This window comes from Actinorhabdospora filicis (genome assembly GCF_030269765.1).
GTDB classification, from domain to species: domain Bacteria; phylum Actinomycetota; class Actinomycetes; order Mycobacteriales; family Micromonosporaceae; genus Actinorhabdospora; species Actinorhabdospora filicis.
The window spans coordinates 1,385,706-1,409,358 of sequence record NZ_BSTX01000001.1; the positions used below are offsets into that span (position 1 = coordinate 1,385,706).

The 23,653-nt window shown below is 70.6% G+C and carries 17 protein-coding genes; 8 read left to right on the forward strand and 9 right to left on the reverse strand.

The window, feature by feature from the left end:
• Window positions 1-87: 87 nt before the first annotated feature.
• Window positions 88-858 carry a sporulation protein gene (locus QSK10_RS06345; protein WP_285661655.1) on the forward strand — a complete coding sequence of 257 codons (771 nt, stop codon included), beginning with the start codon at window positions 88-90 and terminating at the stop codon, window positions 856-858.
• 632 nt (window positions 859-1,490) lie between these two features.
• Here QSK10_RS06345 and QSK10_RS06350 read toward each other — a convergent pair.
• The 5 genes from QSK10_RS06350 to QSK10_RS06370 form a co-directional block, all read right to left on the reverse strand.
• On the reverse strand, window positions 1,491-2,501 hold the full coding sequence (locus QSK10_RS06350; RefSeq protein WP_285661656.1) for an ABC transporter ATP-binding protein: 1,011 nt from the start codon (window positions 2,499-2,501) through the stop codon (window positions 1,491-1,493).
• Window positions 2,498-3,577 (reverse strand): ABC transporter ATP-binding protein, encoded by a 1,080-nt coding sequence (locus QSK10_RS06355; RefSeq protein WP_432705295.1) that lies wholly within the window; start codon window positions 3,575-3,577, stop codon window positions 2,498-2,500. Before QSK10_RS06355 ends, QSK10_RS06350 begins: the two co-directional genes overlap by 4 nt.
• A gap of 5 nt (window positions 3,578-3,582) precedes the next feature.
• Complete coding sequence (locus QSK10_RS06360) at window positions 3,583-4,557, reverse strand: ABC transporter permease (protein ID WP_285661657.1); 975 nt, start codon at window positions 4,555-4,557, stop codon at window positions 3,583-3,585.
• Window positions 4,550-5,473 carry an ABC transporter permease gene (locus QSK10_RS06365; protein ID WP_285661658.1) on the reverse strand — a complete coding sequence of 308 codons (924 nt, stop codon included), beginning with the start codon at window positions 5,471-5,473 and terminating at the stop codon, window positions 4,550-4,552. Before QSK10_RS06365 ends, QSK10_RS06360 begins: the two co-directional genes overlap by 8 nt.
• Before the next feature lie 113 nt (window positions 5,474-5,586).
• Window positions 5,587-7,188: a peptide ABC transporter substrate-binding protein gene (locus QSK10_RS06370; RefSeq protein WP_285661659.1), complete on the reverse strand. Its 1,602-nt coding sequence runs from the start codon at window positions 7,186-7,188 to the stop codon at window positions 5,587-5,589.
• Window positions 7,189-7,314: 126 nt separating this feature from the next.
• On the opposite strand from QSK10_RS06370, the gene QSK10_RS06375 reads away from it, so the two are divergent.
• Both QSK10_RS06375 and QSK10_RS06380 read left to right on the forward strand, forming a co-directional pair.
• Window positions 7,315-8,892, forward strand: coding sequence for a Na+/H+ antiporter (locus QSK10_RS06375; RefSeq protein ID WP_285661660.1), 1,578 nt, complete (start codon window positions 7,315-7,317; stop codon window positions 8,890-8,892).
• Window positions 8,893-8,909: 17 nt separating this feature from the next.
• Window positions 8,910-9,167 carry a UBP-type zinc finger domain-containing protein gene (locus QSK10_RS06380; protein ID WP_285661661.1) on the forward strand — a complete coding sequence of 86 codons (258 nt, stop codon included), beginning with the start codon at window positions 8,910-8,912 and terminating at the stop codon, window positions 9,165-9,167.
• Window positions 9,168-9,225: 58 nt separating this feature from the next.
• On the opposite strand, the gene QSK10_RS06385 is transcribed toward QSK10_RS06380, so the two are convergent.
• The gene (locus tag QSK10_RS06385; RefSeq protein WP_285661662.1) at window positions 9,226-10,050 is read right to left on the reverse strand and encodes an inositol monophosphatase family protein; all 825 of its coding nucleotides are present in this window, start codon (window positions 10,048-10,050) and stop codon (window positions 9,226-9,228) included.
• 866 nt (window positions 10,051-10,916) lie between these two features.
• On the opposite strand from QSK10_RS06385, the gene QSK10_RS06390 reads away from it, so the two are divergent.
• Window positions 10,917-11,774, forward strand: coding sequence for a bifunctional methylenetetrahydrofolate dehydrogenase/methenyltetrahydrofolate cyclohydrolase (locus tag QSK10_RS06390; RefSeq protein WP_285661663.1), 858 nt, complete (start codon window positions 10,917-10,919; stop codon window positions 11,772-11,774).
• 93 nt (window positions 11,775-11,867) lie between these two features.
• Complete coding sequence (locus tag QSK10_RS06395) at window positions 11,868-12,818, forward strand: malate dehydrogenase (RefSeq protein WP_285661664.1); 951 nt, start codon at window positions 11,868-11,870, stop codon at window positions 12,816-12,818.
• Between the two features lie 595 nt (window positions 12,819-13,413).
• Here QSK10_RS06395 and QSK10_RS06400 read toward each other — a convergent pair.
• Window positions 13,414-14,052, reverse strand: a complete 639-nt coding sequence (locus QSK10_RS06400) for a TetR/AcrR family transcriptional regulator (protein ID WP_285661665.1) — start codon at window positions 14,050-14,052, stop codon at window positions 13,414-13,416.
• Between the two features lie 54 nt (window positions 14,053-14,106).
• Here QSK10_RS06400 and QSK10_RS06405 point away from each other — a divergent pair, with 54 nt between their 5' ends.
• The gene (locus QSK10_RS06405) at window positions 14,107-15,276 is read left to right on the forward strand and encodes an MFS transporter (RefSeq protein ID WP_285661666.1); all 1,170 of its coding nucleotides are present in this window, start codon (window positions 14,107-14,109) and stop codon (window positions 15,274-15,276) included.
• A gap of 14 nt (window positions 15,277-15,290) precedes the next feature.
• Window positions 15,291-15,686, forward strand: coding sequence for a nuclear transport factor 2 family protein (locus QSK10_RS06410; protein WP_285661667.1), 396 nt, complete (start codon window positions 15,291-15,293; stop codon window positions 15,684-15,686).
• Between the two features lie 33 nt (window positions 15,687-15,719).
• Here QSK10_RS06410 and eccCa read toward each other — a convergent pair whose 3' ends face one another.
• The gene (gene eccCa, locus QSK10_RS06415; protein ID WP_285661668.1) at window positions 15,720-19,712 is read right to left on the reverse strand and encodes a type VII secretion protein EccCa; all 3,993 of its coding nucleotides are present in this window, start codon (window positions 19,710-19,712) and stop codon (window positions 15,720-15,722) included.
• A gap of 143 nt (window positions 19,713-19,855) precedes the next feature.
• Between eccCa and eccD the strand changes: the two genes are divergently transcribed.
• Window positions 19,856-21,196 carry a type VII secretion integral membrane protein EccD gene (gene eccD / locus QSK10_RS06420; RefSeq protein WP_285661669.1) on the forward strand — a complete coding sequence of 447 codons (1,341 nt, stop codon included), beginning with the start codon at window positions 19,856-19,858 and terminating at the stop codon, window positions 21,194-21,196.
• A gap of 38 nt (window positions 21,197-21,234) precedes the next feature.
• On the opposite strand, the gene QSK10_RS06425 is transcribed toward eccD, so the two are convergent.
• Window positions 21,235-23,649 (reverse strand): TPR repeat domain-containing protein, encoded by a 2,415-nt coding sequence (locus tag QSK10_RS06425; protein WP_285661670.1) that lies wholly within the window; start codon window positions 23,647-23,649, stop codon window positions 21,235-21,237.
• Between the last annotated feature and the right edge of the window lie 4 nt (window positions 23,650-23,653).

The window sequence follows — 23,653 nt, forward strand, 5'->3', positions numbered from 1 at the left end:
CGCCGACATCGGCGTCCGGTACCCGGTGCCGCACGGCGGCCCGGATACTCTGTACGCACTCTTGCCCTCCAGAAAGGACCCACCCCCGTGGTCTTGCGTCAGCTCAAGGCGATCTTCGGTGCCGGGGTCACCGTCGACAGTGTCCTGACCGACCCCAACGTCACCCCCGGCGGGACCCTCAGCGGGGAGGTCACCTTCACCGGCGGCGAGGTCGACCAGAAGGTCGAGGGCATCACCATCGAGTTCACCGCCATGGTCGAGCTCGACGACAAGGGCGAGGAGGCCAAGGCCACCTTCGACTTCCACCGCGCCCAGGTCTCCGGCCCCTTCCAGCTCGCCAAGGGCTCCACGCACACCGTCGCCTTCGCGATCCCGGTCCCGCTGGAGACCCCGATCAGCGCCGTCGGCGGCCGCCCGCTGCCGACCATGAAGCTGGGCGTGTCCACCGAGCTGTCCCTGGACAACGCCTTCGACAAGGGCGACCTGGACCCGCTGGTGATCGAGCCGACGCCGATCCAGAAGGCCGTCCTGGACGCCATGGTCGAACTGGGCTTCGTGCTCCAGATCGCCGACCTGGAGTCGGGCACCATCCCCGGCTCGCACATGCCGTTCTACCAGGAGATCGAATTCTGGCCCGGCGGCGAGTTCAAGGAGCGCTTCACCGAGGTCGAGCTGACCTTCGTGACCGGCAAGGCCACCACCGACGTGATCTTCCAGGCCAACGACAAGGGCAGCCTGACCTCACCCGCGCACGACACCTACCAGCGCTTCACCATCACCAACGACGCGCCGGGCGACATCCTGGAGACCCTGCGGACGCAGCTCACCCAGCTGGGACAGCGGCAGGGCGTGGCCTGACCCGGGCCGACCCATGACGAAGCCCACCCGGGCCGCCCGGGTGGGTTTTTCGCGCTCTTGGGGGAGAGAGGAGGGGAGGAGACGAGGGAAGAGATACCGGAAGTCCGCCCCGCCCCGCCACGCCGACCACGCCGCCCTCGAACACGACCCACGCCTTGATTCCGCACGCGGGGGCCGGGTTCGGCTGACCTCGAAGATCGCCCGGATCACCTGCTCGGTGCGCCCGTCCCCTCACACACCCGAGCGCGGGTCTCGGGCGCGCCTCACCACGACCATCGGCCTGCCGGGCACATCGTCAAAGACGGCCTGCTCGATGCGCCCAACCACTCACACACCCGCGCGCGGCCTCCAGGCGAGCACCCCCACCAACCCCCGGCCGACCGAGCCCATCCTCAAAGCCAGATGCCCCGCCCTCGATCGGCGAGCGAAAAAATAGCCGGTGGGTGGTCGCGAGCGACCCCCCACCGGAGGCGGAAACGGGAGACAAGGCGTTCCGCGGGACCCGCGAGGGTCCGGACACTGAGTGTAGACAACTCCGCACAGCCGGTCACAGGCATCCCCCGCATCGCCGATCAGTGACCTCGCGACCGGCTCCACATCATCCGGCTCGCCCGCGAACCGCCCTCACCGGCTCAGTCGATGATGTGCTCGGCCTGCGCGGCGAAGTGGCAGGCGCTCGGGTGCGGGTCGGCCTCACGCGGGATCAGTGGCGGGTCCTCCTGCGCGCACAGGTCGGTGGCCTTCCAGCAGCGCGTGCGGAACCGGCAGCCCGAGGGCGGGTTGGCCGGCGAGGGCACGTCCCCGGTGAGCCGGATGACGTTGCGGTGCTCGCGGGCATCGGGGTCGGGGACGGGCACCGCCGACAGCAGCGCCTGCGTGTACGGGTGGGTCGCGCGCTGGTAGATCTCGTCCTCGCTGCCGATCTCCACGATCCGGCCGAGGTACATCACCGCGACCCGGTCGCAGATGTGCCGGACGACCGAAAGGTCGTGCGCGATGAAGATGTAGGACAGCCCGAGCTCGGCCTGGAGCTTCTCCAGCAGGTTGATGACCTGCGCCTGGATCGACACGTCCAGCGCCGAGACGGGCTCGTCGCAGATGATGATCTCCGGGTTGAGCGCCAGGGCCCGGGCGATGCCCACGCGCTGCCGCTGCCCGCCGGAGAACTGGTGCGGGTACCGGTTGATGTGCTCGGGGTTGAGGCCGACCAGGTCGAGCAGCTCGCGGACGCGCGCGTCCCGGTCGCCGCCGACGCCGTGGATGATCAGCGGCTCGGCGATGATGTCGCCGACGGTCATGCGCGGGTTGAGCGAGGTGTAGGGGTCCTGCATGACCATCTGGACCTCGCGCCGCAACCGCCGCAGCTCGCCGCCCTTGGCCGCGACGATGTCGCGCCCGTCGTAGACGGCCGTCCCGGCGGTGGCCTCCTCCAGGCGCATCAGCAGTTTGGCCAGGGTGGACTTGCCGCAGCCGGACTCCCCGACGATGCCGAGGGTCTCTCCCTTGTGGAGGACGAAGTCGACGCCGTCGACGGCCTTGACCTCGCCGATCCGGCTGCGGAACAGGATGCCCCGGGTGATCGGGAAGTGCTTCACCATGCCGCTGACGCTCAGCAGCGGCTCCCCCAGCGCGGGCGCGGTCATAGCTCCGGGTCCTTCCTGGTCGGCTCCAGCGTTCCGGCGAGCACCTCGCGCGCGAAGTGGCAGGCCGCGTCGCGGCCCTCGCCCAGCGACACGCTCGGCGGCACGTCGGTGCGGCAGACGTCGCGGACGTAGCGGCAGCGCGGGTTGAACGGGCATCCGGCGGGGATGCGCGTCAGGTTCGGCGGCAGGCCCGGGATGGTGCGCAGGGTCTTGCCCTTGTCGTCCAGGCGCGGGATCGAGTTGAGCAGGCCCAGGGTGTACGGGTGGGCCGGGCTCTTGTAGAGCGCGTGGACCTCGGCGTGCTCGATGATGCGCCCGGCGTACATGACCGCGATCCGGTCGGCGACGTCGGCGACCACGCCGAGGTCGTGGGTGATCAGGATCATCGCGGTGTTCAGTTCCCGGCGCAGGTCGGCCAGCAGGTCCATGATCTGGGCCTGGACGGTCACGTCGAGCGCGGTGGTCGGCTCGTCGGCGATGACCACCTTCGGCTGCTGCGCCAGCGACATGGCGATCATGACGCGCTGGCGCATGCCGCCGGAGAACTGGTGCGGGTAGGCCTTCAGCCGCTCCCGCGCGGCGGGGATCTTCACCAGGTCCATCAGTTCGACGGCCTTGTCCAGGGCGTCCTTTTTGGACAGGCCCTCGCGCTTGCGCAGGGTTTCGGAGATCTGCCAGCCGACGGTGAAGACCGGGTTGAGGGCGGAGAGGGCGTCCTGGAAGATCATGGCGATCTCCTTGCCGCGCACCGCCCGCCGCTCGTTCTCGCTCGCGGTGAGCAGATCGCGTCCCTTGTAGAGGATCTGCCCGCCGGTGACGAACCCGGGCGGGCTGTCCAGGATGCCCATGATGGCCTGCGCGGTGACCGACTTGCCCGAGCCGGACTCGCCCAGCACGGCCAGGGTCTCACCGGCGTCCAGGTGGTAGGACACGCCGTTGATGACCTTGGCGACGCCTTCGCCGGTGCGGAACTCCACGAACAGGTCGCGGACCTCCAGGAGGTGCCCGCCGCCGTCGTCTGGCCCGGGCGCGCTCGCCTTTTCGATGACCGACTGGTCCGTGGAGTGCTTGCCCACCGCGCTCACCTCAGCTTCGGGTCGAAGGCCTCACGCACGGCGTCGCCGAGCATGATGAACGCCAGGACGGTCAGGGCCAGGAAGGACGACGGGAACAGCACCGGGCCGAGCGCGTTGCGGACGCGGGCGGTGGCGTCGGCGATGTCGCCGCCCCAGGAGATCCACGGGGGCTTGAGGCCGATGCCGAGGAAGGACAGGGTCGCCTCGGTGGCGATGAAGGAGCCCAGGGCGATGGTCAGGACGACGATGACCGGCGCCATCGCGTTGGGCCCGATGTGGCGGGTCATGATGCGCCAGTTGGTCGCGCCGAGCATCCGCGCGGCCTGCACGTAGTCCTGGTTGCGGGCCGACAGGACCGAGCCGCGCACGATGCGCATCGCGCTCGTCCAGCCCAGCAGGCCGAGCGCGGCGATGACCATCAGCAGCCCGAGCCACATGTTGCTGTTGTTCTTGAAGCCCGACAGGATCACGATCGCGCCCAGCAGCAGCGGGATGCCCAGGATGATGTCGGTGAAGCGGGCGATGATCGCGTCGGCCAGGCCGCCGTAGTACCCGGCGAGCATGCCCAGGACGATGGCGATGAACGCCACCACGATGACCGAGCCGATGCCGACCATCAGCGAGGCGCGGGCGCCGTGGATGGTGCGGGCGTAGATGTCGCAGCCCTGGAAGTTGTAACCGAACCAGGCCTCGGAGCTCGGCGGTTTCAGCGAGCGCCCGAGCGCGCAGTCGGTGGGGTCCTTGTGCGTGAACAGCGTGGGGAAGATCGCCATGACCACCAGGATCACGATGATGACCGCCGAGATGATCGCGATCGGGTTCTTCCGCAGGTCCCGGAACGCGTCCGAGGCCAGCGACCGGGGACGGCCGGAGACCTCCGTCAGCTCGGCCGTCACGCGCTTCTCGGTACTGGCCGCCTCGCCTTCGGCGATGGCCGCCCGCTCGTCGTTGGGAGGCAGGGCGTTCGGGTCACTACTCATAGCGGATCCTCGGGTCGAGCACGGCGTAGAGCACGTCGACGATCAGGTTCATGACGAGGTAGACGATGACGAGAAGGCTGACGATCGTCACGACCGTCGGGCCGTCCTCCAGGTTGATGGCCTTGGCGAGTTCGAAGCCGATGCCGGGGATGTTGAAGATCTTCTCGGTGACGATGGCGCCGCCCATGAGGCCGCCGAGCTCGATGCCGAGGAACGTGATGACCGGGATGAGGGAGTTGCGCAGGACGTGGACGCCGACCACGCGCAGCCGCTTGAGGCCCTTGGCCTTGGCGGTGCGGACGTAGTCGGCGCGCAGGTTCTCGCTCACCGAGCCGCGCGTCAATCGCACCGCCGTGGCCAGTGACAGTGAGCCGAGCACGATGGCCGGCACCAGATAGGCCGACAATGTCCCGGCGCCGCCGACGTTGGTCACCCACAGGCCGTACATCGAGCCGATCATCGCCAGCGTCGAGCCGATGACGAAGACGGGGATGGAGATGATGACCAGGGTCAGCAGCAGGACGGTGGTGTCGAAGACCCCGCCGCGCTTCATGGCCACCCACACCCCGAGCGGGATGCCGACGACGACCACGAAGATGAAGGCCAGGAACGCCAGCCGCAGCGTGTAGGGCCAGGCCGACAGGACCAGGTCGGCGATGTCGCGGTTGGACAGGTTGTTGCCCAGGTCGAAGCTGAGCAGGCCCTTCATGTAGTAGAAGTACTGCACGATGAAGGGCTGGTCGAGGTGGAACTGCTCGGTGAGCGCGGCCCGCACCGAGGGGCTCATCGGTTTCTCACCTGCCAGCGCCGCCAGCGGGTCCCCGCTCGCGGCGAACATGAGCCAGTACACCAGCAGCGTGGTGCCGAAGAAGGCCAGCACCATCTGTAGCAACCGGCGGATGATGTAGCGGAACATCGCTCAAGCCCCTCACGGCCCGGCGCGGCCGGGCCCTTTCCGCGTATGCCCTCAGGTCAGGGTGGGTGGGTGAACGGCCGGAGTCGATCCCCATCGACTCCGGCCGTTCGCGCTTACTTGGTCTCCAGCGCCAGCAGGTCGAGCTCGTAGAAGAGGTCGATGGTGACGTTCTTGACCTTGTCGGAGTAGCCGAAGTTGTTGCGGCCGAAGCGCATCGGCAGCAGCGGCAGCTTCTCGGCGAGGATGCTCTCGGCGGCCTGGAAGTGCGGGATCGCGGCGTTGTTGTCGGCGGCCGCGAAGCCCTGGGCCAGGTCCTCGTCGAAGGTCTTGTCGCAGAAGCCGGAGTAGTTCGGCTGCGGGGCCGCGTCGCAGGAGTAGAGCGGCTCCAGGTAGTTGTCCATCGTCGGGTAGTCCGGGATCCAGCCCTGCCGGAACATGCCGACCGCCTCCTTCTTGGACAGCGAGGTCAGCAGGTCGGCGAACTTCGGCACCGGGTTGCCGGTGCAGGTGATGCCGAGGTTGGTGGCCAGCTGGTTGCAGGTGGCGTCGATCCACTCCTTGTGGCCGCCGTCGGCGTTGTAGCTGATCTTCAGGCTGTTGTTCGGCAGCCCGCCGGACTCGGTGTAGAGCGCCTTGGCCGCGGTCGGGTTGTAGTTGCACCACTCGCCGCAGGTGTTGTCGCGGGCCCCCGGGAACTGCGGGGACACCCACGAGCGGGCCGAGACGGCGGAGTTGGCGAAGACCGTCTGCACGATCGCGTCCCGGTCGATGGCCATCGAGATCGCCCGGCGCACGCCGACGTTCTCGAAGTCCTTCTGGTACACCGGGAACGCCAGGCCCTGGAAGGAGCCGGACGGGGTCTGGCCGTAGCGGTCGCCCAGGTCCTTCTTGGCGTTGGCGATCTGCTGTGTCGGAATCGTCTTCACGACGTCGAGGTTTCCGCCGACCACGTCGTTGTACTGAGCGCCCGCGTCCTGGTAGATCTTGAAGTCGACACCCTTGACCTTCGGCTTGGTGCCCGTGTAGCCGTCCCAGGCCTCGACCTGGATCAGCTGGTCGTGCTGCCAGTTGCCCTTCATCTTGAAGGGCCCGTTGCCGATGGGCGAGTTCTGGAACGCGGCCGGGTCGTTGAACGCGACCGACGGCAGCGGCATGAAGTTGGTGTAACCGAGGGTGGTCATGAACCCGGAGTAGGGCGCCGACAGCGTCACCTTGAAGGTGAGGTCGTCGACCTTCTGCAAGCCCGAGAGGGTCTTGGTGGCCGGGGTCGACCCGTCGGTGGGGTTGATGGCGGCGTAGCCATCGATCTTGGAGTAGTAGGAGTTCAGGTCCTGCGCGTTGGGACCGTAGGCGCCGTAGTTCCAGGCGTTGATGTAGGAGTCGGAGGTGACCTTCTCGCCGTTGTGGAAGGTGTAGCCGTCCTTGAGCTTGATGGTCCAGACCTTGTTGCCCTCGCTGGGCGTGACCGATTCGGCCGCGGCCAGCTCGGTCTCCAGGTTGTCGTTGTAGCGCACCAGCGGGGTATAGAGAGCCATGATCACCTGATGGCCCTCCGTCTCACCGACGGAGGTCACGAACAGGCTCTTGGGTTCGCCGATACCGACGCTGATCACCCCGTCGCCGCCACCACCACTGGACCCTCCGCCGCACCCCGCGAGCGCCGCCGCCGTCAGCGGCAGGACCGCGAGGGCGCACCACACCGCGCGCTTCTTCATCGCATCTCCTCTGCCTCAACTACCCGCGGGGCCGCCGCCCTTACGGCGCCGACCCACGTCACATTGGCCACCATACGCGCAGATTTTGGAGAAATAGGTCATTCGTCCACTAGATAGGGTCATGGCATGTCCCAGTACCTGACCGTCCTCGGCATCGTCATCGTCGTGATCGCCGTCTACGCGGCCTCGCGGCGCCTGGGCATCCTGGCCCCCATTCCCCTCATGATCGTCGGAGTGATCCTGGGACTCACCCCGTGGATCGCCACGCCCGCCCTCGACCCCGACCTGATCCTCTTCGGGATCCTGCCGCCGCTGCTGTTCGTGGCCGCGCAGGAGTTCTCGGTGCCCGCCTTCCGCCTGCACATGCGGCCGATCCTGCTGCTGGCGGTCGGGCTGGTCATCTTCACGTCCCTGGCCGTGGGCTTCGCCCTCCACGCGGTCATGCCGTCCATCCCCCTGTCGGCGGCCCTCGCGCTCGGCGCGGTCGTCGGCCCGCCCGACGCGGTCTCCGCCATCGCCGTCGCCCGCCGCCTCGGGCTGCCCCGCAAGCTCGTCACGATCCTGGAGGGCGAGAGCCTCCTCAACGACGCCACCGCGCTGGTCCTGCTGCGCGTGGCCGTGGCCGCCGCCGTCGGCGAGGCCGTCGGCATCGGCGGCATCGCGCTCACCGCCGTCCAGTCGGCCGGCGGCGGTCTCCTCGTCGGCCTCGTCGCCGCCGTGGTGATGACGTTCCTGCACCGCCGGACGCTCTACCCGCTGCTGGACAACGCGCTGTCGCTCATCACGCCGTTCGTCGCCTACTACGCCGCCGAGCTCATCCACGGCTCCGGTGTCGTCGCGGTGGTCGTCACCGGCCTCTACGTGGGCCACCGCCTGCCGACGATGATGTCGGCGGCCTCGCGCCTGCAGATGGCGGCGTTCTGGAAAATGGTCGTGTTCATGCTCGAAGGCGCGGTGTTCGTGCTGGTCGGCATGCACGTCAACTTCATCGTCCACGACCTGACCGAGCCCATCGAGGTCATCGTCGGACTGTCGGCGCTGGTGGTCGGCATCGTCATCGCCGCCCGCTTCGTGTGGATCATCCCCGCCTTCTACACGACCAGGCTCTTCCCGAGCCGGGAACGCGACCGGGACTCACTCGTCCAGCCGATCGTGCTGTCCTGGGCGGGCATGCGCGGCGCGATCACCCTCGCCGCCGCGCTGACCCTCCCGCTGTACCTCTCGGACGGGTCGACGCCCTTCCCGCACCGGACCCTGCTCATCTGGCTGGCCTTCGTCACCATCGTCGTCACCCTGCTGCTCCAGGGCACGACCCTGCCGGTACTGGTCCGCAAGCTCAAGATCAAACGCGACGACTCCAAGGCCGACGCGCTCGCCGAGGCCTCCGTCCAGCACGAGGCGACACGGGCGGCGCTCGTCCGGCTCGAACAGGAGATCACCGAGCACCCGGCCCCCACCGAGGTCGTGCAGCGCCTGCGCCAGGGCGCCCAGATCCGGGCGAACCACGCCTGGGAGCGCCTCGGCCCCGCCGACGTGGAGACCCCCTCCGACGCCTTCCGCCGCCTGCGCCACGCGATGCTCGACACCGAGCGCGGCGTCTTCGTGTCCGCCCGCGACGAGGGCCGCATCCCCGATGAGGTCCTCACCCGCGTCCAGCGCGACATGGACCTGGAGGAGTCTCTCCTGGGGCGCGAGCACGGCTGACCGCTAACGTGATCAATATGAGCTGCGCCCATCTTTCGGAAGCGGTGGACCACCCCGTCCCCGCCGAGCTGTCCTGCGCCCGTTGCCTCGACGAGGGCAACCACGACTGGGTGCACCTGCGCATGTGCCTGACCTGCGGAAACGTCGCCTGCTGCGACTCCACCCCCCACCAGCACGCCACTGCGCACTACAAGGAGAGCGGGCACCCGGTCATGCGCTCGGTCGAACCCGGCGAGATCTGGCGCTGGTGCTACACCGACGAGGCCCTCGGATAGCGACCGGCACACGAACGGCCGGGCTCGACGATCGAGCCCGGCCGTCCGGTTCGTCAGATCAGAGCGCCGCCGCGATGACCCGCAGCACCTCGTCGTGCACCTTCCCGTTCGTGTAAACCCCCGCGCCGGTGTCGACCCGCGTCCCACCCTCCAGGTCACTGAACCGCCCACCGGCCCCCGTCACGATCGGCACGATCGCCGCGTGATCCCACGGCCCCCCACCGAGCAGCACATAAGCGTCCAGCAACCCCTCGGCCACCATCAACCCCCCGTGCACGTTCCCCGTGGCCTCCCGCAGCGAACCCCCCTCATCGGCCGTCGGCCGCACCGTCGCCACCCGCTCCGACAGCGCCTCCCACACCCGCCGCTGCGACTCGTTCAGCCGCTTGCCCACCGGCCACATCCCCATCCGGACCTCGGCGAGCCCATCGACGTCGGTCACCCCCAACCGCACCGCCGACCCCCCATTGGGCGCCACCCACGCGCCCTCCTCCGAAGCCCACCACCGCTTGTCCAGGGCCGGCGCCGAAGCCAACCCCACCGTCACGGTCTCCCCCACCCGCAACCCGATGAGCGTGCTCCACGCGGACTTCCCGGAGGCGAAGTGCGCGGTCCCGTCGATCGGATCGATGATCCAGTACCGCGAACCGATCGCACCCGTGTCGTCCGCGTCCGAGCCGTACTCCTCCCCGATCACCCGATCGGCGGGCGCGGCAGAAGCCAGCTCGGCGCGAAGCACCCGTTCGATCTCCTTGTCGGCGGCGGTGACGATCGACCCGTCCGCCTTCGTCTCGGCCCCGAGCGCATCGGAACGGAAGTAACGCATGGAGATCGGGTCGGCGAGATCGGCGAGACGGCGTGCGAGGGCGAGATCGTCGGTCATGGGGTGAGTGTAGGGGGATGGGGTTACGCGCTCGGGGATTAGCGGTATGCGGGAAGGGTGAGGAAAGAGCTAGAGGACCGGTTGTTCTGAGCCCAACTGAGACGGTCAGCAGCCCGCAGAACAGACGGCAACCCAAGACCAGCCCGTGCGAAAACAGCGACCCGGGATAGGAGAGGTGGATCCTCCGTCGGTCGGCCGGGATGGGCCTTGGAACGAGGGTTCTGGGGGTGTCAAGACAGCTCTTCCGTCTTGACACCCCCAGGTTCCTCGTTCACCGTCACGACAGCCGGCCAGAGGAGGAGACGCCTCCCGAGAGAGGCCCAGGTCCAGGACAGCGTCCTGGTCGGGGACGAGGGCTGAAAGCCCAGGCCAGACGGCGACCGTGTCATAGCGCCGATGCAGGGAATCGAAAGTGGCCGATCCGTGGGGGGAGACGGCGACGGTGTCATAGCCGCAACGCCGTGGATGCATAGCGGGCGGACGATCCGCGGGGCGATAGACGAGAAGCACCGAGGGCCGAGCAGGCGTCGGGAACACACGACCCCCGGCCTGGAGACGGCTACGAAGACCGGGTGAAACGGCCTCGGGTGACGGGGAAAGGCTGCACCGGGGACGGCCCCCGCGCGTGCTAGGGAGGCTGGCGGCGGGGCGGGGCGGGGCGGGGCGGGGCGGGGCAGGGCGGGGCGGGGCAGGGCGGGGCAGGGCGGGGCAGGGCGGGGCAGGGCGGGGCGGCGCGGGCCGGGGCAGGGCGCAGCGAGGCAAGGCAGCGCGCAGCAAGGCGACGCAAAGCCCAGCCCAGCCCCCCACCCCCACCAACCCACCCCAGACCAACCCCCTCCCCCCACCCCCCATGCGAAAATCCCCCCATGCAGCTACTCGACGGCAAGGCCACCGCCGCCGCCATCAAGGAAGAACTCGCCATCCGGGTCAAGTCCCTCGCCACCAAGGGCCTCACCCCCGGCCTGGCCACCGTCCTGGTCGGCGACGACCCCGCCTCGAAGGTCTACGTCGCCTCCAAGCACCGCGACTGCGCCGCCGTCGGCATCCACTCGGTCCAGAAGGAACTCCCGGCCGACGCCTCCTTCGCGCAGGTCGCCGAGGTCATCGACGAGCTGAACCACGATGACGCGATCCACGGCTACATCGTCCAGTTGCCGCTCCCGGCGGGGATCTCGCAGCAGGCCGTTCTGGAGCGCATCGATCCCGACAAGGACGCCGACGGCCTGCACCCGGTGAGCCTGGGCCGCCTGGTGCTGGGCGAGAAGGGCGCGCTGCCGTGCACGCCGCGGGGCATCGTGGAGCTCCTGCGCCGCTATGACGTGCCACTGAACGGCGCGGAGGTCGTGGTGATCGGCCGTGGCATCACGGTGGGCCGCCCGCTGGGGCTGCTGCTGACGCGCCGCAGCGAGAACGCGACGGTCACGCTGTGCCACACGGGTACGCGGGACCTGAAGGCGCACACCCAGAACGCCGACGTCATCGTCGTCGCGGCGGGTGTGGCGGGGCTGCTGACGGCGGACATGGTGCGGCCGGGCGCGGCGGTGCTGGACGTCGGCGTCACGCGTGAGGTGGGCGCGAACGGGAAGGCGGTCATCCTCGGTGACGTGGCCCCGGAGGTCGCGGCCGTGGCCGGGCATTTCGCGCCGATGCCGGGCGGTGTGGGCCCTATGACGCGCGCGATGCTGCTGACGAACGTCGTCGAGCGGGCCGAGCAGCTCGCCTGAGACTTTTGTAACGGCGACCCGACACCATTTCACCTCCGGTGAGCGCGTAGGTTCGCCTTAACGACCTGTCAAGGACGCAAAGGAGCACCCAGAATGGGCAAGAAGGTCACCGTCGTCGGCGCCGGTTTCTACGGCTCCACCACGGCGCAGCGGCTGGCCGAGTACGACGTCTTCGAGACCGTCGTGCTGGTGGACGTAGTCGAGGGCAAGCCGGAGGGCCTGGCCCTGGACCTGAACCAGTCGCGCCCGGTCGAGGGCTACGAGACCCTCGTCGTCGGCAAGACGGTGGGCTTCGACGGGTCGGGCTACGAGATCATCGAGGGCTCCGACGTCGTCATCATCACGGCCGGTTTCCCGCGCAAGCCGGGCATGAGCCGGATGGACCTGCTGGAGAAGAACGCCGGCATCGTCCGTCCCGTCGCCGAGAACGTCGCGAAGTACGCCCCGAACGCGGTCATCATCGTCGTCACCAACCCGCTCGACGAGATGACGGCGCTGGCGCAGATCGCCGCCCAGTTCCCGAAGAACCGGGTCATGGGCCAGGCGGGCATGCTGGACACCGCGCGCTTCACGCACTTCGTGGCCGAGGCCACCGGCGCCAAGATCTCCGAGGTCAAGACCCTCACCCTCGGCTCGCACGGCGAGACGATGGTCCCGGTCCCCTCGGCCTGCTCGGTCAAGGGACAGCCGCTGTCCGAGGTGCTCCCGGCCGAGAAGATCGAGGAGCTCGTCGTGCGCACCCGCAACGGCGGCGCCGAGGTCGTGGCCCTCCTGAAGACCGGCTCGGCGTACTACGCCCCGTCGGCCGCCGCCGCCCGCATGGCCAAGGCCGTCGCGGAGGACTCCGGCGCGGTCATGCCGGTCTGCGCGTGGGTGGACGGCGAGTACGGCATCGACGGCGTCTACCTGGGCGTCGAGGCCGAGCTGGGCGCCGAGGGCGTCCGCCGCGTGGTCGAGACGGACCTGACCGCCGAGGAGCTCGCCGGTCTCAAGGAGGCCGCCGAGGCCGTCCGCGCGAAGCAGAGCGACGTCGCGAGCATGTGATGTGAGCTCGCGCAGAGCTTGAAGCGCCCTCCCGGTCCACCGGGAGGGCGTTTTTGTTCACCCGCCGCCGCGCCGGGCTGCGGACCCCGCCACCGAAGCGGACATATTCACCTTAATCGACTCACAGTGGTTTAACACGGGATGTGTGAGCATTCCGTTATGCGATGGATGAGTGCATTTCACATCGGCCGCCCGATCCGGACCCGCCGCGGGCGGTGGGGGTGGAGCCGGGGGCCGCCGGGTGCCGTGGCCCGGGACGACCGGGCCGAGGCGAAGAAGTGGCGACGACAGCGAGGAGGTGAGGAGAAGACCGCACGCCGACGAAGACCGGCCGCCGAACCCGGACGAGGGCGACGGCCGCCGAGGTGCCGCGCCCGGCGACACCCACCGGCATGAGCCACACCCCGCGCACCGAATCGACGGCCACCGAAGCGCCGCAGGCCATGGCCACCCAGCCGGGTGGAGTCGCTCGACTCGCTCGCCCCGGGCGGCCCGCCCGATCCGGCCGACATCCACGTGACGGGCCGGGCCCGGCACTGATCACCCCGGGACGAACCCCACGCCGCCACCACGGCCCGGTTCGACCCCCGCCCGCTCAGGCGTCCCCGCCCTGCCCTCCGGACCACTCCATGCCCTTCTCCCCCTCCACCAGCCCCCGCCCCGCCACCGCGATCCCCGCCAGGAACTCCCGCAGCGCGTCCCGGCCCGCCTCGTCGTCCAGCTCGCCGTCGCCGATCAAGTGCACCAGGTTCGGCAGCGCCGTCGCCCATGCCCCCAGGGCGACCAGCACGATGAACATCATCCGCATCCGGCCCAGGTCGGTCACGCCGAGCTGCCCGGCCATCTCGTGGACGCGGTCGCGGTAGAACGCCCGCCGCTCCTGGTCGGCCACGAGGGTCTCGCGGCCGTCCATCTCCAGGGCCTCCCACATGAAGATGCGCATCAGGCTCGGGTCGGCGCGATGGAACTCGTAGACGCGCCGGACGAAGTCGCCCATGTCCTCGCCCTCGTGCAGGTGCAGCGGGGTCGCCGCGCGGATCTGGGTGAGGGCCTTCTCCAGGACGGTGTCGTACAGCTTCTCCTTCGACCCGTAATAGGCGTAGATCCGCTCCTTGTTGCAGCCGGCGGCGGTGGCGATGCGGTCGACGCGGGATCCCGCCAGGCCGTGCTCGGCGAATTCGACGCGGGCGGCGGCGAGCAGGCGGGCGCGGGTCTCCTCGGGGTTGCGTGACATGAGCAACAGCCTACCCGGTTGCCAACCAACTAGTTGGTTGGTTAGCGTGTGCCCATGACCACCACCACCCCGGCGGTGCCCGTGCCGAGCGCCGCGCCGTCGGCGGTACGGACACCGGTCCTGCGCACCGTGCTCGTGCTCGCCCCGCCCGCCATGCTGGCCACCGGGCAGCTCTACCTCGGCATCCCGCTCGTCCCCTCCATCGCCGGCGAGTGGGGCGTCGAAGCCCCCACCGCCATGAGCGTCCTGTCCACCTTCGGCATCGGCTACGCCGCCGGCGTCCTGCTGTTCGGCATGCTCGTGGACCGGATCGGCGCCCGCCGGGTGATGACCTACGGCCTGCTCGCCGCCGCCGTCGCCACCCTCGCCGTCACGCTGGCGCGCGGCACCGCCTCCGGCTACGCCCTGCGCGCGCTGCAAGGGCTCGCCACCGGCGCGTTCCCGCCCGCCGCCTTCGCCTACGTCGGCATGAACGTCCCGGCCGAGCGGCGCGGCGTCGTCCTCGCCTCGCTGACCGGCGGGTTCCTGGCCGCGGGCGGGCTGCTCCAGGTCGCCGGACAGGGCGTCCTGGCCGTGGCGCCCTGGCGCACCGCCTTCTTCGCCGCGGCCGCGCTGATGGTGCTGGCCTCGCTGGCCATCCGGCTCGTGCTGCGCCCCGACCCCGCCCGCGAGCCGGGGACGCGCGTCAAGCTCACAGTGACACCGCAGCTCATCGGCCTGTGGACGGCGGCGCTGACGCTGCTGGTCGCCTTCGTCGCCCTCTACACCACGTTCCAGCTGTCGGCGGACGTCGACCGCTCGGCCCTGCCGTGGATCCGCCTCAGCGCGGTCCCCGCCGTGGTCCTGGTGCCCTTCCTGCTCACCCGGCTACGGTGGGCCGCACCGCTGCGGGCCGCCGCCGGGCTCGCCCTGGTCACCGTCACCGCGCTGGCGGTGGCCGCGCTGGGGACCGGCGCCCCGGCGGTCGCGCTGGCGCTCGGGATGTTCGTGCTCACCTTCGGCGTGGCCCTGGCCGCGCCGAGCCTCGCCGAGGCCGTCGGGATGCGCTCCGGCGCGGCCCGGGCCCTGGGCGCCGGGATATTCAATGCCGCCCTCCTGGTCGGCGCGAGCGTCACCGGCCCCGTCAGCACCGCCCTCAATGGACTGTCCACTTCGGCCGTCATCGCGGCCGTCATCACCGCCGCCGGCGCGGGCGTCGCCCTCGCCGTCGCCCGCGCCAAGTGATCACGAGGAGAACCATGAGCGACACCCGCGCCACCGTCGAGACCTACCTGCGCGCCATCGGAAAGCACGACATCGACACGATCCTCAACCTGACCGCCGATCCCGCCGACTGGGCCGTGCACGGCTCGCCGCTGGTCCCGTGGCTGGGCGAGCGGTCCAGCCACATCCAGGTCAGCGAGTTCTTCCACCTGCTGGACACCAACCTGACCCCGCGCGAGTTCGCCGTCGAGACGGTCGTGGTGGACGGGGAGGAGGCGGTCGTGCTGGGCGAGTTCCGCTACCTGGTCAACGACACCGGCCGCGAGTTCCACTCCACCTTCGCGCTGCGGCTGACGGTGCGGGACGGGAAGGTCGTGCGCTACCACATGCACGAGGACTCCTACGCGATCCACGTCGCGTTCGAGGCCTGACGAAGTGGGGGCCGGGAGATCCCGGCCCCCTGTTCAGGTCACCGCGATCTGGACCGGCTCGGCCGGTTCGCCGCGCCGGGTGAGCAGCGCCCGCCCGAGCGGGAGCCGCTGCGGTGCGACGCCGTGCGCGAGGCGGCCCTCCATGCGGTCGCCGGAGAACATCAGGGTCGGCGGGGACATGTCGGACAGCGTCTGCAGGAACGGCTCGTACAGCGCCCGCGAGGCCCCGCCGGTGCGGCGGGACAGGATGACGTGGAAGCCGAGGTCGCGGCCCTGCGGGATGAGCTCCATGAGCGGCGCGAGCGGGTTGCCGCCGCCGGTGGCGACCAGGTCGTAGTCGTCGATGACGAGGAAGACCTCGTATCCCTTCCACCAGGAGCGTTCCCGCAGCTGCTGGGCGGTGACGTCGGGACCGGGCAGGCGCTTCTTGAGCGCGGCGGCCAGTTCGGTGGCGTTCTGGGCGGCGTGCGCGGCACCGGTGCAGTAGGTGAGCTCGTAGTCGTCGGGGATCTCCTCCAGGTGCGCCCGGCGGAAGTCGACCATCATGATGCCGACCCCGCCGACGGGACGGCGCATGAGCTGCTTGATGATCGTGGTGACCACACTGGACTTGCCGGTCTGCGGGTCGCCGTAGACGATCAGGTGCGGGTCGGTGTCGAAGTCGATGCGGGCCGGGCCGAGGTCCCTTTCGGACAGTCCGATGACCGGGCGCATCGCGTAGGGGTCGAGCTCCTCGCCCGGCACGTAGGGCGGGACGAGTTCGGCGGCGGTGACGTGGCCGGGCAGGACGCGCACCGGCGGTACCGGCGGCGCCGTCCACCGCTGGGAAACTTCCCGGGCCAGGTGGGCGATGCCGGCGGGCAGGTCCTCCACGTCGACCGAGCCGTCCACGCGCGGCAGGGCCACGTGGCCGTAGTTCTCGTCGGACCACAGGACGCGGCCCGGTGTCTCCTTGGGCAGGGCCTCGGCGAGTTTGCGTTCGATGCCGGAGTCGAAGGGATCGGACAGGCGCAGCTCGACGCGGCCGCCGATGTTGGCGGCGAGGCGGGCGCGCACCTGGGTCTGGTTGACGGCGGTGATGACGGTGTGGACGCCGAGGGCGGGACCGCGCCCGGCGATCTCGATGAGCGGGTCCTCCAGCTCGTAGTCGGTGTCGCGCAGGGCGCCCCAGCCGTCGACGATGAACAGGACGTCCCCGGCCACCGACGCCGGTACCTCCCCGGTCGCGCGGGCCCGGCGCAGGCGGGCCGCGGAGTCCAGGCCGAGGCGCTGCATGACCGCCTCGCGACTGTCCAGCATGGACTTGACGTCGGCGATGACCCGGCGCATCAGCTCCGGCTCGGCGCGGGTGGCCACCGCCGCCACGTGCGGCAGCGCGGCCAGCGGCGCCAGCGCGCCGCCGCCGTAGTCGATGATGTAGCAGGCGATCTGGCCGGGCTCGTAGCGCAGCGCGAGGTTGGCCACCAGGGTGCGGATGAGGGTGGACTTGCCCGAGACGGGCGCGCCGTAGACGGCCAGGTTGGCGTCGGCGCCGGTGAGGTCCCACTCCAGCGGCTTCTGCCGCTGCTCGCGCGGAGAGTCGTGCAGGCCGATGATCGCGGTGACCCGCGCCGGGTCCTCCACTTTGTCCAGTGCGGTGGGGACGGCGTCCAGCGGCATCGCCTCCGGCAGCGGCGGCAGCCACACCGGGCGCACCGCCTCGGCACCGGCGCCGGCGAGCCGCTCGACGAGGACCTGGAGGATGGTGCGCTCGGTGGGCGCGGCGTGCCCGCCGCTGGTGTCGGGCGCGATCGCCGCCAGGGCCTGGGTGAGCCCGATCAGCGGGCTCGGCGGTGGTGGCCAGGGCAGGATCGGCAGGTGGTCGTCGTTGTCCTCGCGCGGCGGTTCGTAGGCGCCGGAGACCATCGCGGCCTTGAAGCGGGTGAAGACCGAGGTGTCCACTTTGAGGTATCCGGAGCCGGGTTCGGGCGGCAGCCGGTAGGCGTCGGGGACGCCGATGGCGTCGCGGCTCTCCGATTCGGAGAAGGTGCGCAGCCCGATCCGGTAGGACAGGTGCGATTCCAGGCCGCGGATGGCCCCGCCGTCCAGGCGCTGCGTGGCCAGCAGCAGGTGGACGCCGATGGAGCGGCCGATGCGGCCGACGGCCACGAACAGCTCGGCGAAGTCGGGTTTGGCGGTGAGCAGCTCGGAGAACTCGTCGATGATGACCAGCAGGTGCGGCAGCGGCGCCAGTTCCGGGCGGGTCTTGCGCAGCCGGGCGTAGGCGTGCACGTTCGGCAGGTTCCCGGAGTCCTTGAGCAGCTGCTGGCGCCGCATCATCTCGCCGTAGAGGGCCTCGCGGAAGCGGTCGACGAGGGCGAGGTCATCGGCGAGGTTGGTGATGCTGCCCGCGTTGTGGGGCAGCGGATCGAGGTCGGCGAAGGTCGCGCCGCCCTTGAAGTCGACGGTGAGCAGCGCCAGCCGTTCCGGGTCGTGCCGCACGGCCAGGGCGGCCACCAGGGTGCGCAGGGCCTCCGACTTGCCCGATCCGGTGGCGCCGACGATGAGCCCGTGCGGGCCCATGCCGCCCAGCGCGGACTCCTTCAGGTCCAGGTCGACGATCTCGCCGTCGGCGCCCACGCCGATCGGGACGCGCAGGGCGTCCTCGTCGCGACGGGACCGCCAGATCGCGCCGACGTCCACTGTGGCCGGATCGGTGACGCCGAGGATGTCGGTGAGGCCGTGGACGGCGTGCAGCGCCTCGCCGCTCTCGGCCTCGGCGAGCCGGAAGGGGCTCAGGGCGCGGGCGACACCGGCGGCCTCGGCCTCCGAGATGACGTCGAGCGCGCCTTTGAGGGGCACGATCTCAAGGTGCGGCTCGCCCTCGGCGGGCGCGGGCGCGCGCAGGTCGAGGACGGCGGTGACCGACCCGTCGGCGGTGACCTTTACGCGGGCGTCGAGGCGCTCGGGTTCCTGGCGCTCCTCGGCGACCAGGCTGAGGACGTGGACGCCGAGCTCGGCCGGGTCGATCTCCTCGTCCCACATGCCGGAGATGGAGACCTGCTGCTCGCCGTCGATGACGATGACGAGGTGCTGCGTGCCGGGCCCGGGCGGCCCGCCCCGGCGGCGGCGCCAGTCCTGGGCGCGGCGGTGCAGGTCCTCGGCGAGCAGTTCGCCGAGTTCGCCGGTGGAGTCGCAGATCAGCGGGTGCGGCAGCGGGCCGGAGCCGGGTCCTTCGGCCAGGACGTGTGGCAGGAACGTCAGCCAGTGCCAGTGCTCGGCCCGGGTGCGGTGCCGCACGACGGCCACGCGCACGTCGTCGGGTGAGACGAGGGTGGCCAGCTGGGTGAGCATCGCGCGGGCGGCGGCGCGTCCGTGGGCGTAGTCGCCGACGACGGCGACGTTGGCGTAGCGGCCCAGCGGGACGGTGAGGGGCTGGGCGCCGACGGTGGCGTAGCGGTCGACGAGTTCCTCGGCGCTGCTCTGGCACACCGGGTCGTAGGTGTTCAGGGGGTTGTTGTCGATGTTGAGGGTGAGGGTTCGGGTCAGCGGCACCCGGGCGAGTCCGCACCGGACGGTGAGCAGGTCGCGGTCGCCGACGCGCCGCTCCCAGCGGCGGGCGAAGCCGCCGGCCAGGTCGGGCAGCAGCTCCGGATGCGGGTGGCGCAGGGCGGCGGCGGCCCGCTGGACGCGGGCGGCCTTGCGGACCACGCCGCGCACGTCCTCCAGGTAGTCCAGGTAGCGCTCGCGCTGCTCGCGGAGCTTGCGCTTGGGTCCCGAGCGCATCGACACCCACATGACGATGCCGAGTCCGACGCTGGCGACCAGCATGAGCAGCCCGGCGGCGGCGTAGAGCGGGCGGTTGGGGTTGGTCAGGGCCATCATGAGCGCGCCGGAGCCCGACATCATCGGCATGATGACCATGGCCATGTTCATGGTGGCGCTCTGCGCGTCGGGGAGCTGCGGGGGCGCGGCGATGGCGATCGGCGCGCTGGACACCTCGGGGACGGCCTTGCGCGCGGGCCGCCGGACGAGGACGGTGCTCATCGCGTGGCTCCCATGTGGACGCTCCCTTATGACAGTGTCCCTAATAGACATCTTTGGTTCAACGTGCGACACCGTATCGTTGTGCAGCAGCCTGGATCCTGGCAAGCTGCGATTGCCAGATCTTGAACAACAGGGAGATTTCCGTGCCCGGCCAGTACAGCGCGGTCACCGTCGTCGGGCCGCAATCCACAAGGGACATCGCTCTGCCGGTGAACGTGCCGGTGGCCGAACTGCTCCCCCAGCTGTTGCGTCCGGGCCTGCTGCGCGGCGACCGCGCCGAGGACGAACCGGCCGGCTGGACCCTCACCACCGTCGAGGGCCGCCGCCTCAGCCCCAACCGGACCCTCGCCGAGGCGCGCGTCGGCGACGGCGAGGTCCTGCACCTCCACGACGCCACCGACGAGATCATCCCGACCCCGGTCGAGGACGTCCGCGACGCCGTCGAGGACCACGTGGACGGCGCGGGCCGCTCCTGGCGGGCCGGTACCGGCCGCGTCTACGCCACCGCCGTGGCCGCCCTGGTCGTCACCGGCTCGGCGTTCCTGGGCGGCGGGTCGACGGCGGTGCTGCTCACCGGCGTCCTGATCTGCCTGCTGTCGGTGGTGGTGACCTGGTGGTCGGCCGCCGAGAACCACGCCCTGGCGCGCCTGGCCATCATCGGCGGCGCCCTGTGGGCCTGGCGGGTCACGCACCTGGCCACGCAGTCCATCGTCGCCGACAACACCTCCGGCGAGGCCCTGCGGCACGTCTACGGCGCCGGGGCGGCACTGCTGGTGGCCGTCCTGTGCCTCATCGGCACTCCCCTGGCCCTCCCGTACGTGACCGGGCTGGGCGCGGCGACGCTGCTCGGCTCGGCCGGCGCCTCGGCGCTGCTGCTGGGCGGGCGGCCCGCGCCGGTCGCCTCGGCGGTGCTGCTGTCGGCGCTGTTCTCGCTCGGCGTCCTGCCGCGCGTGTCGATGTCCACCGGCGGCCTGTTCGGCATGGACCGCCGCATCCAGGCCGGACGCCCGGCCACCACCGACGACCTGCGCGTGCGCCTCGAACGCATCGACGCCATGCTCTGCGGCGGGCTCGTCGCGCTGGCCGCGGTGGCCGCGCTGGCCGCCGGTGTCCTCGTCCTGGACGGCGGCGTCTTCGAGCGCTGGCTGGGCATCGGCGCCGGGCTGGCGCTGCTGACCCGCTCGCGCGTCTTCGACCAGATCCGGCACGTGGCGCCGCTGCGGGTGGCCGGGACGCTCGTCCTGGCCCTGGCCGGATGGCTGTTCCTGAGCGCGCAGGCCGACATGAAGCCGTGGCTGCCCGCCGTGGCCGTGCTGGCCGCCCTCGCCTACGCGGGCATGACCACCATGCCGCGCTCCACCGTCGGCAACGCACGGGCCCGCCGCGTCATCGGCATCGCCGAGATCGTCCTGGTCAGCGCGCTGATCGCGGCCACCGGCAAGGTGATGGGCCTCTACGACATGATCGCCGGAATGTCCAACTGACGCCAGAAGGCCCCCGGCGCACCGGGGGCCTTCGTCCGCTAGCCCTTGGGGTTGCCCCCGGCGTAGTCCTTGCCCGAGGCGTCGCCCTTCCAGGCCAGGTAGGACTTCTCGAACTCCGCGTAGGCGTCGGCGGCGTTCGGGTGCTGCTTGATGATCCGCAGCATGTCCTCACGGGCCTGGTCGCGCGCGGCCCCGGCCGGGATGTCGTTGATGCTCTTGACGTGATCGCCGTCCCGCAGCGAGGGCGGCAGGTCGTCCACCGACACGCCCATGCGCGGGTCGTCGATGATCGCCCGCACGGCGGCGTCCCGGAACAGCAACTGCGTCGTGCCCAGCCGCACCGGCCCCGGCAGGCCCTGCTCCCCGGAGTCGTGCCCGCCGTTGCCGGGCATGTCCACCGTGGACCACCAGCCCTCCATGTTGGTGGTGCCGGGCAGGTTCTTGGCGCCCTCGAAGCCGATCTTCCAGAAGATCTGCCCCACATTGGACACCGTCTTGAAGCCCGGCAGCGAGGTCACCACCTCCTTGGTGATGGAGGCGGCCAGGTTCCCCCAGCGCACGATCCGGTCGTCGGTCTTCGTGGACGCCGCCGGCGGCGGCTCCACACCGGCCTCCCGGTCGTTGATCAGGCCCTGCAGACCCGAATCGAGGTAACCGGTCAGCCGCCCGGCCTTCGCCCCGGCGTGCTCGCCGTCGGCGCCGTCCCAGTGCGTCAGGTTCCGCAGGTCGTCACCGGCGAGGGCGAACACCGTCCCGCCCAGCGCGTCGGCGGCCTTCTCGTCGCCCATGATGATCTGGAACGCGCGACGGCGGGTGTCCTCGTCCAGGTGCAGGCCGGACTTGGGGTCGTAACCGTTCTTGAGGCCCTCGGGGTCCTCGGTGAAGGTGTCGGTGAGGTACGGGACGACCGCCGCGCCCAGCTTCTGCGCGATGATCGGATTGACCACGCCCAGCGGCGCGGCCGGGTCCTTGCCCGCCTTGCCGAAGCCGTCGGTGACCCACTCGAAGGCCGAGGTCTTGTACGCGCCGGGCTTGGTGTTGGTGAGGGTGTCCCACAGCCCCGCCGAAGCACCGCCCGCCAGGTCCTTCAGGGCCTGATCCTTGCTCCCGGCGGCGTCGGGGATCCAGTCGACCAGCTTGGCCGCGGTGGCGCCGTCGTCGCCCCACTCCTTGCCGAAGATCTCCCGGATGACGCGCTCGCGACCGTCCTTGTCACCGAAGTCGGTGAACTTGCCGGAGAGGATCTCGCCGTTGGCCCACTTGTTGTTCAGGCTGACCTCAAGGAGCTGCCGGGCGGCCTCCAGGTCCTTGCCCTTCAAGGGATGCAGCTGGTCGGCGACGAAGAACGTCATCCGCCCGCTGAACTCCTTGCCGCCGATGATCTGCTTGCCACCGGCCAGCAGCAGCGGGGCCAGCGCGGCCACCGGCGCCCAGCTCGCGCCCGGGTCGTTGCCGACGATCGGCGTGGAGTGGTTGATCAGGTCCCGCAGCGGTGCCGGCAGCTTGTCGTAGCCGCCACCCAGGTCCTCACTGGACAGTGCCAGCAGCCCGCCGCCGAGGGTCGCCCGCAGCAGGTCGCGGTCCTCGGGCTTCATGAACTGCCCGGCGTTCTTCAGGTAGTCCTCGACCTTGGTGGGGATCAGCCCGAGCGTCCCGTAGTACTTCTCCAGGAACTTCAGCTCACCCGCCGACAACTGGCCGCCGTTGCCCTGGAGCCACTGGGCGTGGGTGACCAGCGCCTGGATGTTCCGGAGGTTCTGCAGGTCCTCGGGGGTCAGCGGGACGCCGCCCATGATGCGCGCGGCCAGCTGCTCGGCGAGCTTCTGCGCCTCGGCCTCGGTCAGCGGCGTCGGGGACATCCCGCCGAACAGGTTGAACCCGGCCCAGCCCAGGGTCCCGGCCTCGGCGAGCTCCTTCAGGGTCTCCTTGGTGGGACCGGCCTTCAGCTCGCGGCCGCGCGCGCCGGCCTCGCTCTCGAACCACCGCCACAGGGCGGTGGCCTCGGCGGTGACCTCGCCGAACTTCTTGTCGGCGGCGGTCTGGAGCTTCTGGTCGTAGAGCTCCCAGTCGCGGGCGGCGCCGTCGCCGCCGACGCTGCGGGGCATCGTGAGGCCGAAGTCGGAGGACGTGGCCGCCGACCAGGCCGCCAGGAGCGCGTCGCGGCGGCGCTTGAACTCCGCGACGTTCTTGCCCCAGGCGGCGGTGACCGCCGCACCGTAGACGCTGCCCTGGGTGGCGGCCAGCCAGGCCATCATGTTCTTCTGCGCCTGGCCCTTGATCGGCTCGGCGATGATCGTGCTGAACTCGCGGGCGCCGCCGTTGATCAGGTCGCGGACGGTGGAGCCCTGCCCGGTCACGCGCCCGGCGATGTCGTAGAAGTTGTCGGCCGCGCCCGAGATCGCCCCGGCGTCGGCGTCGGTGTCCTTGATGCTGAAGGACGGAATGGTCGCCACGGCC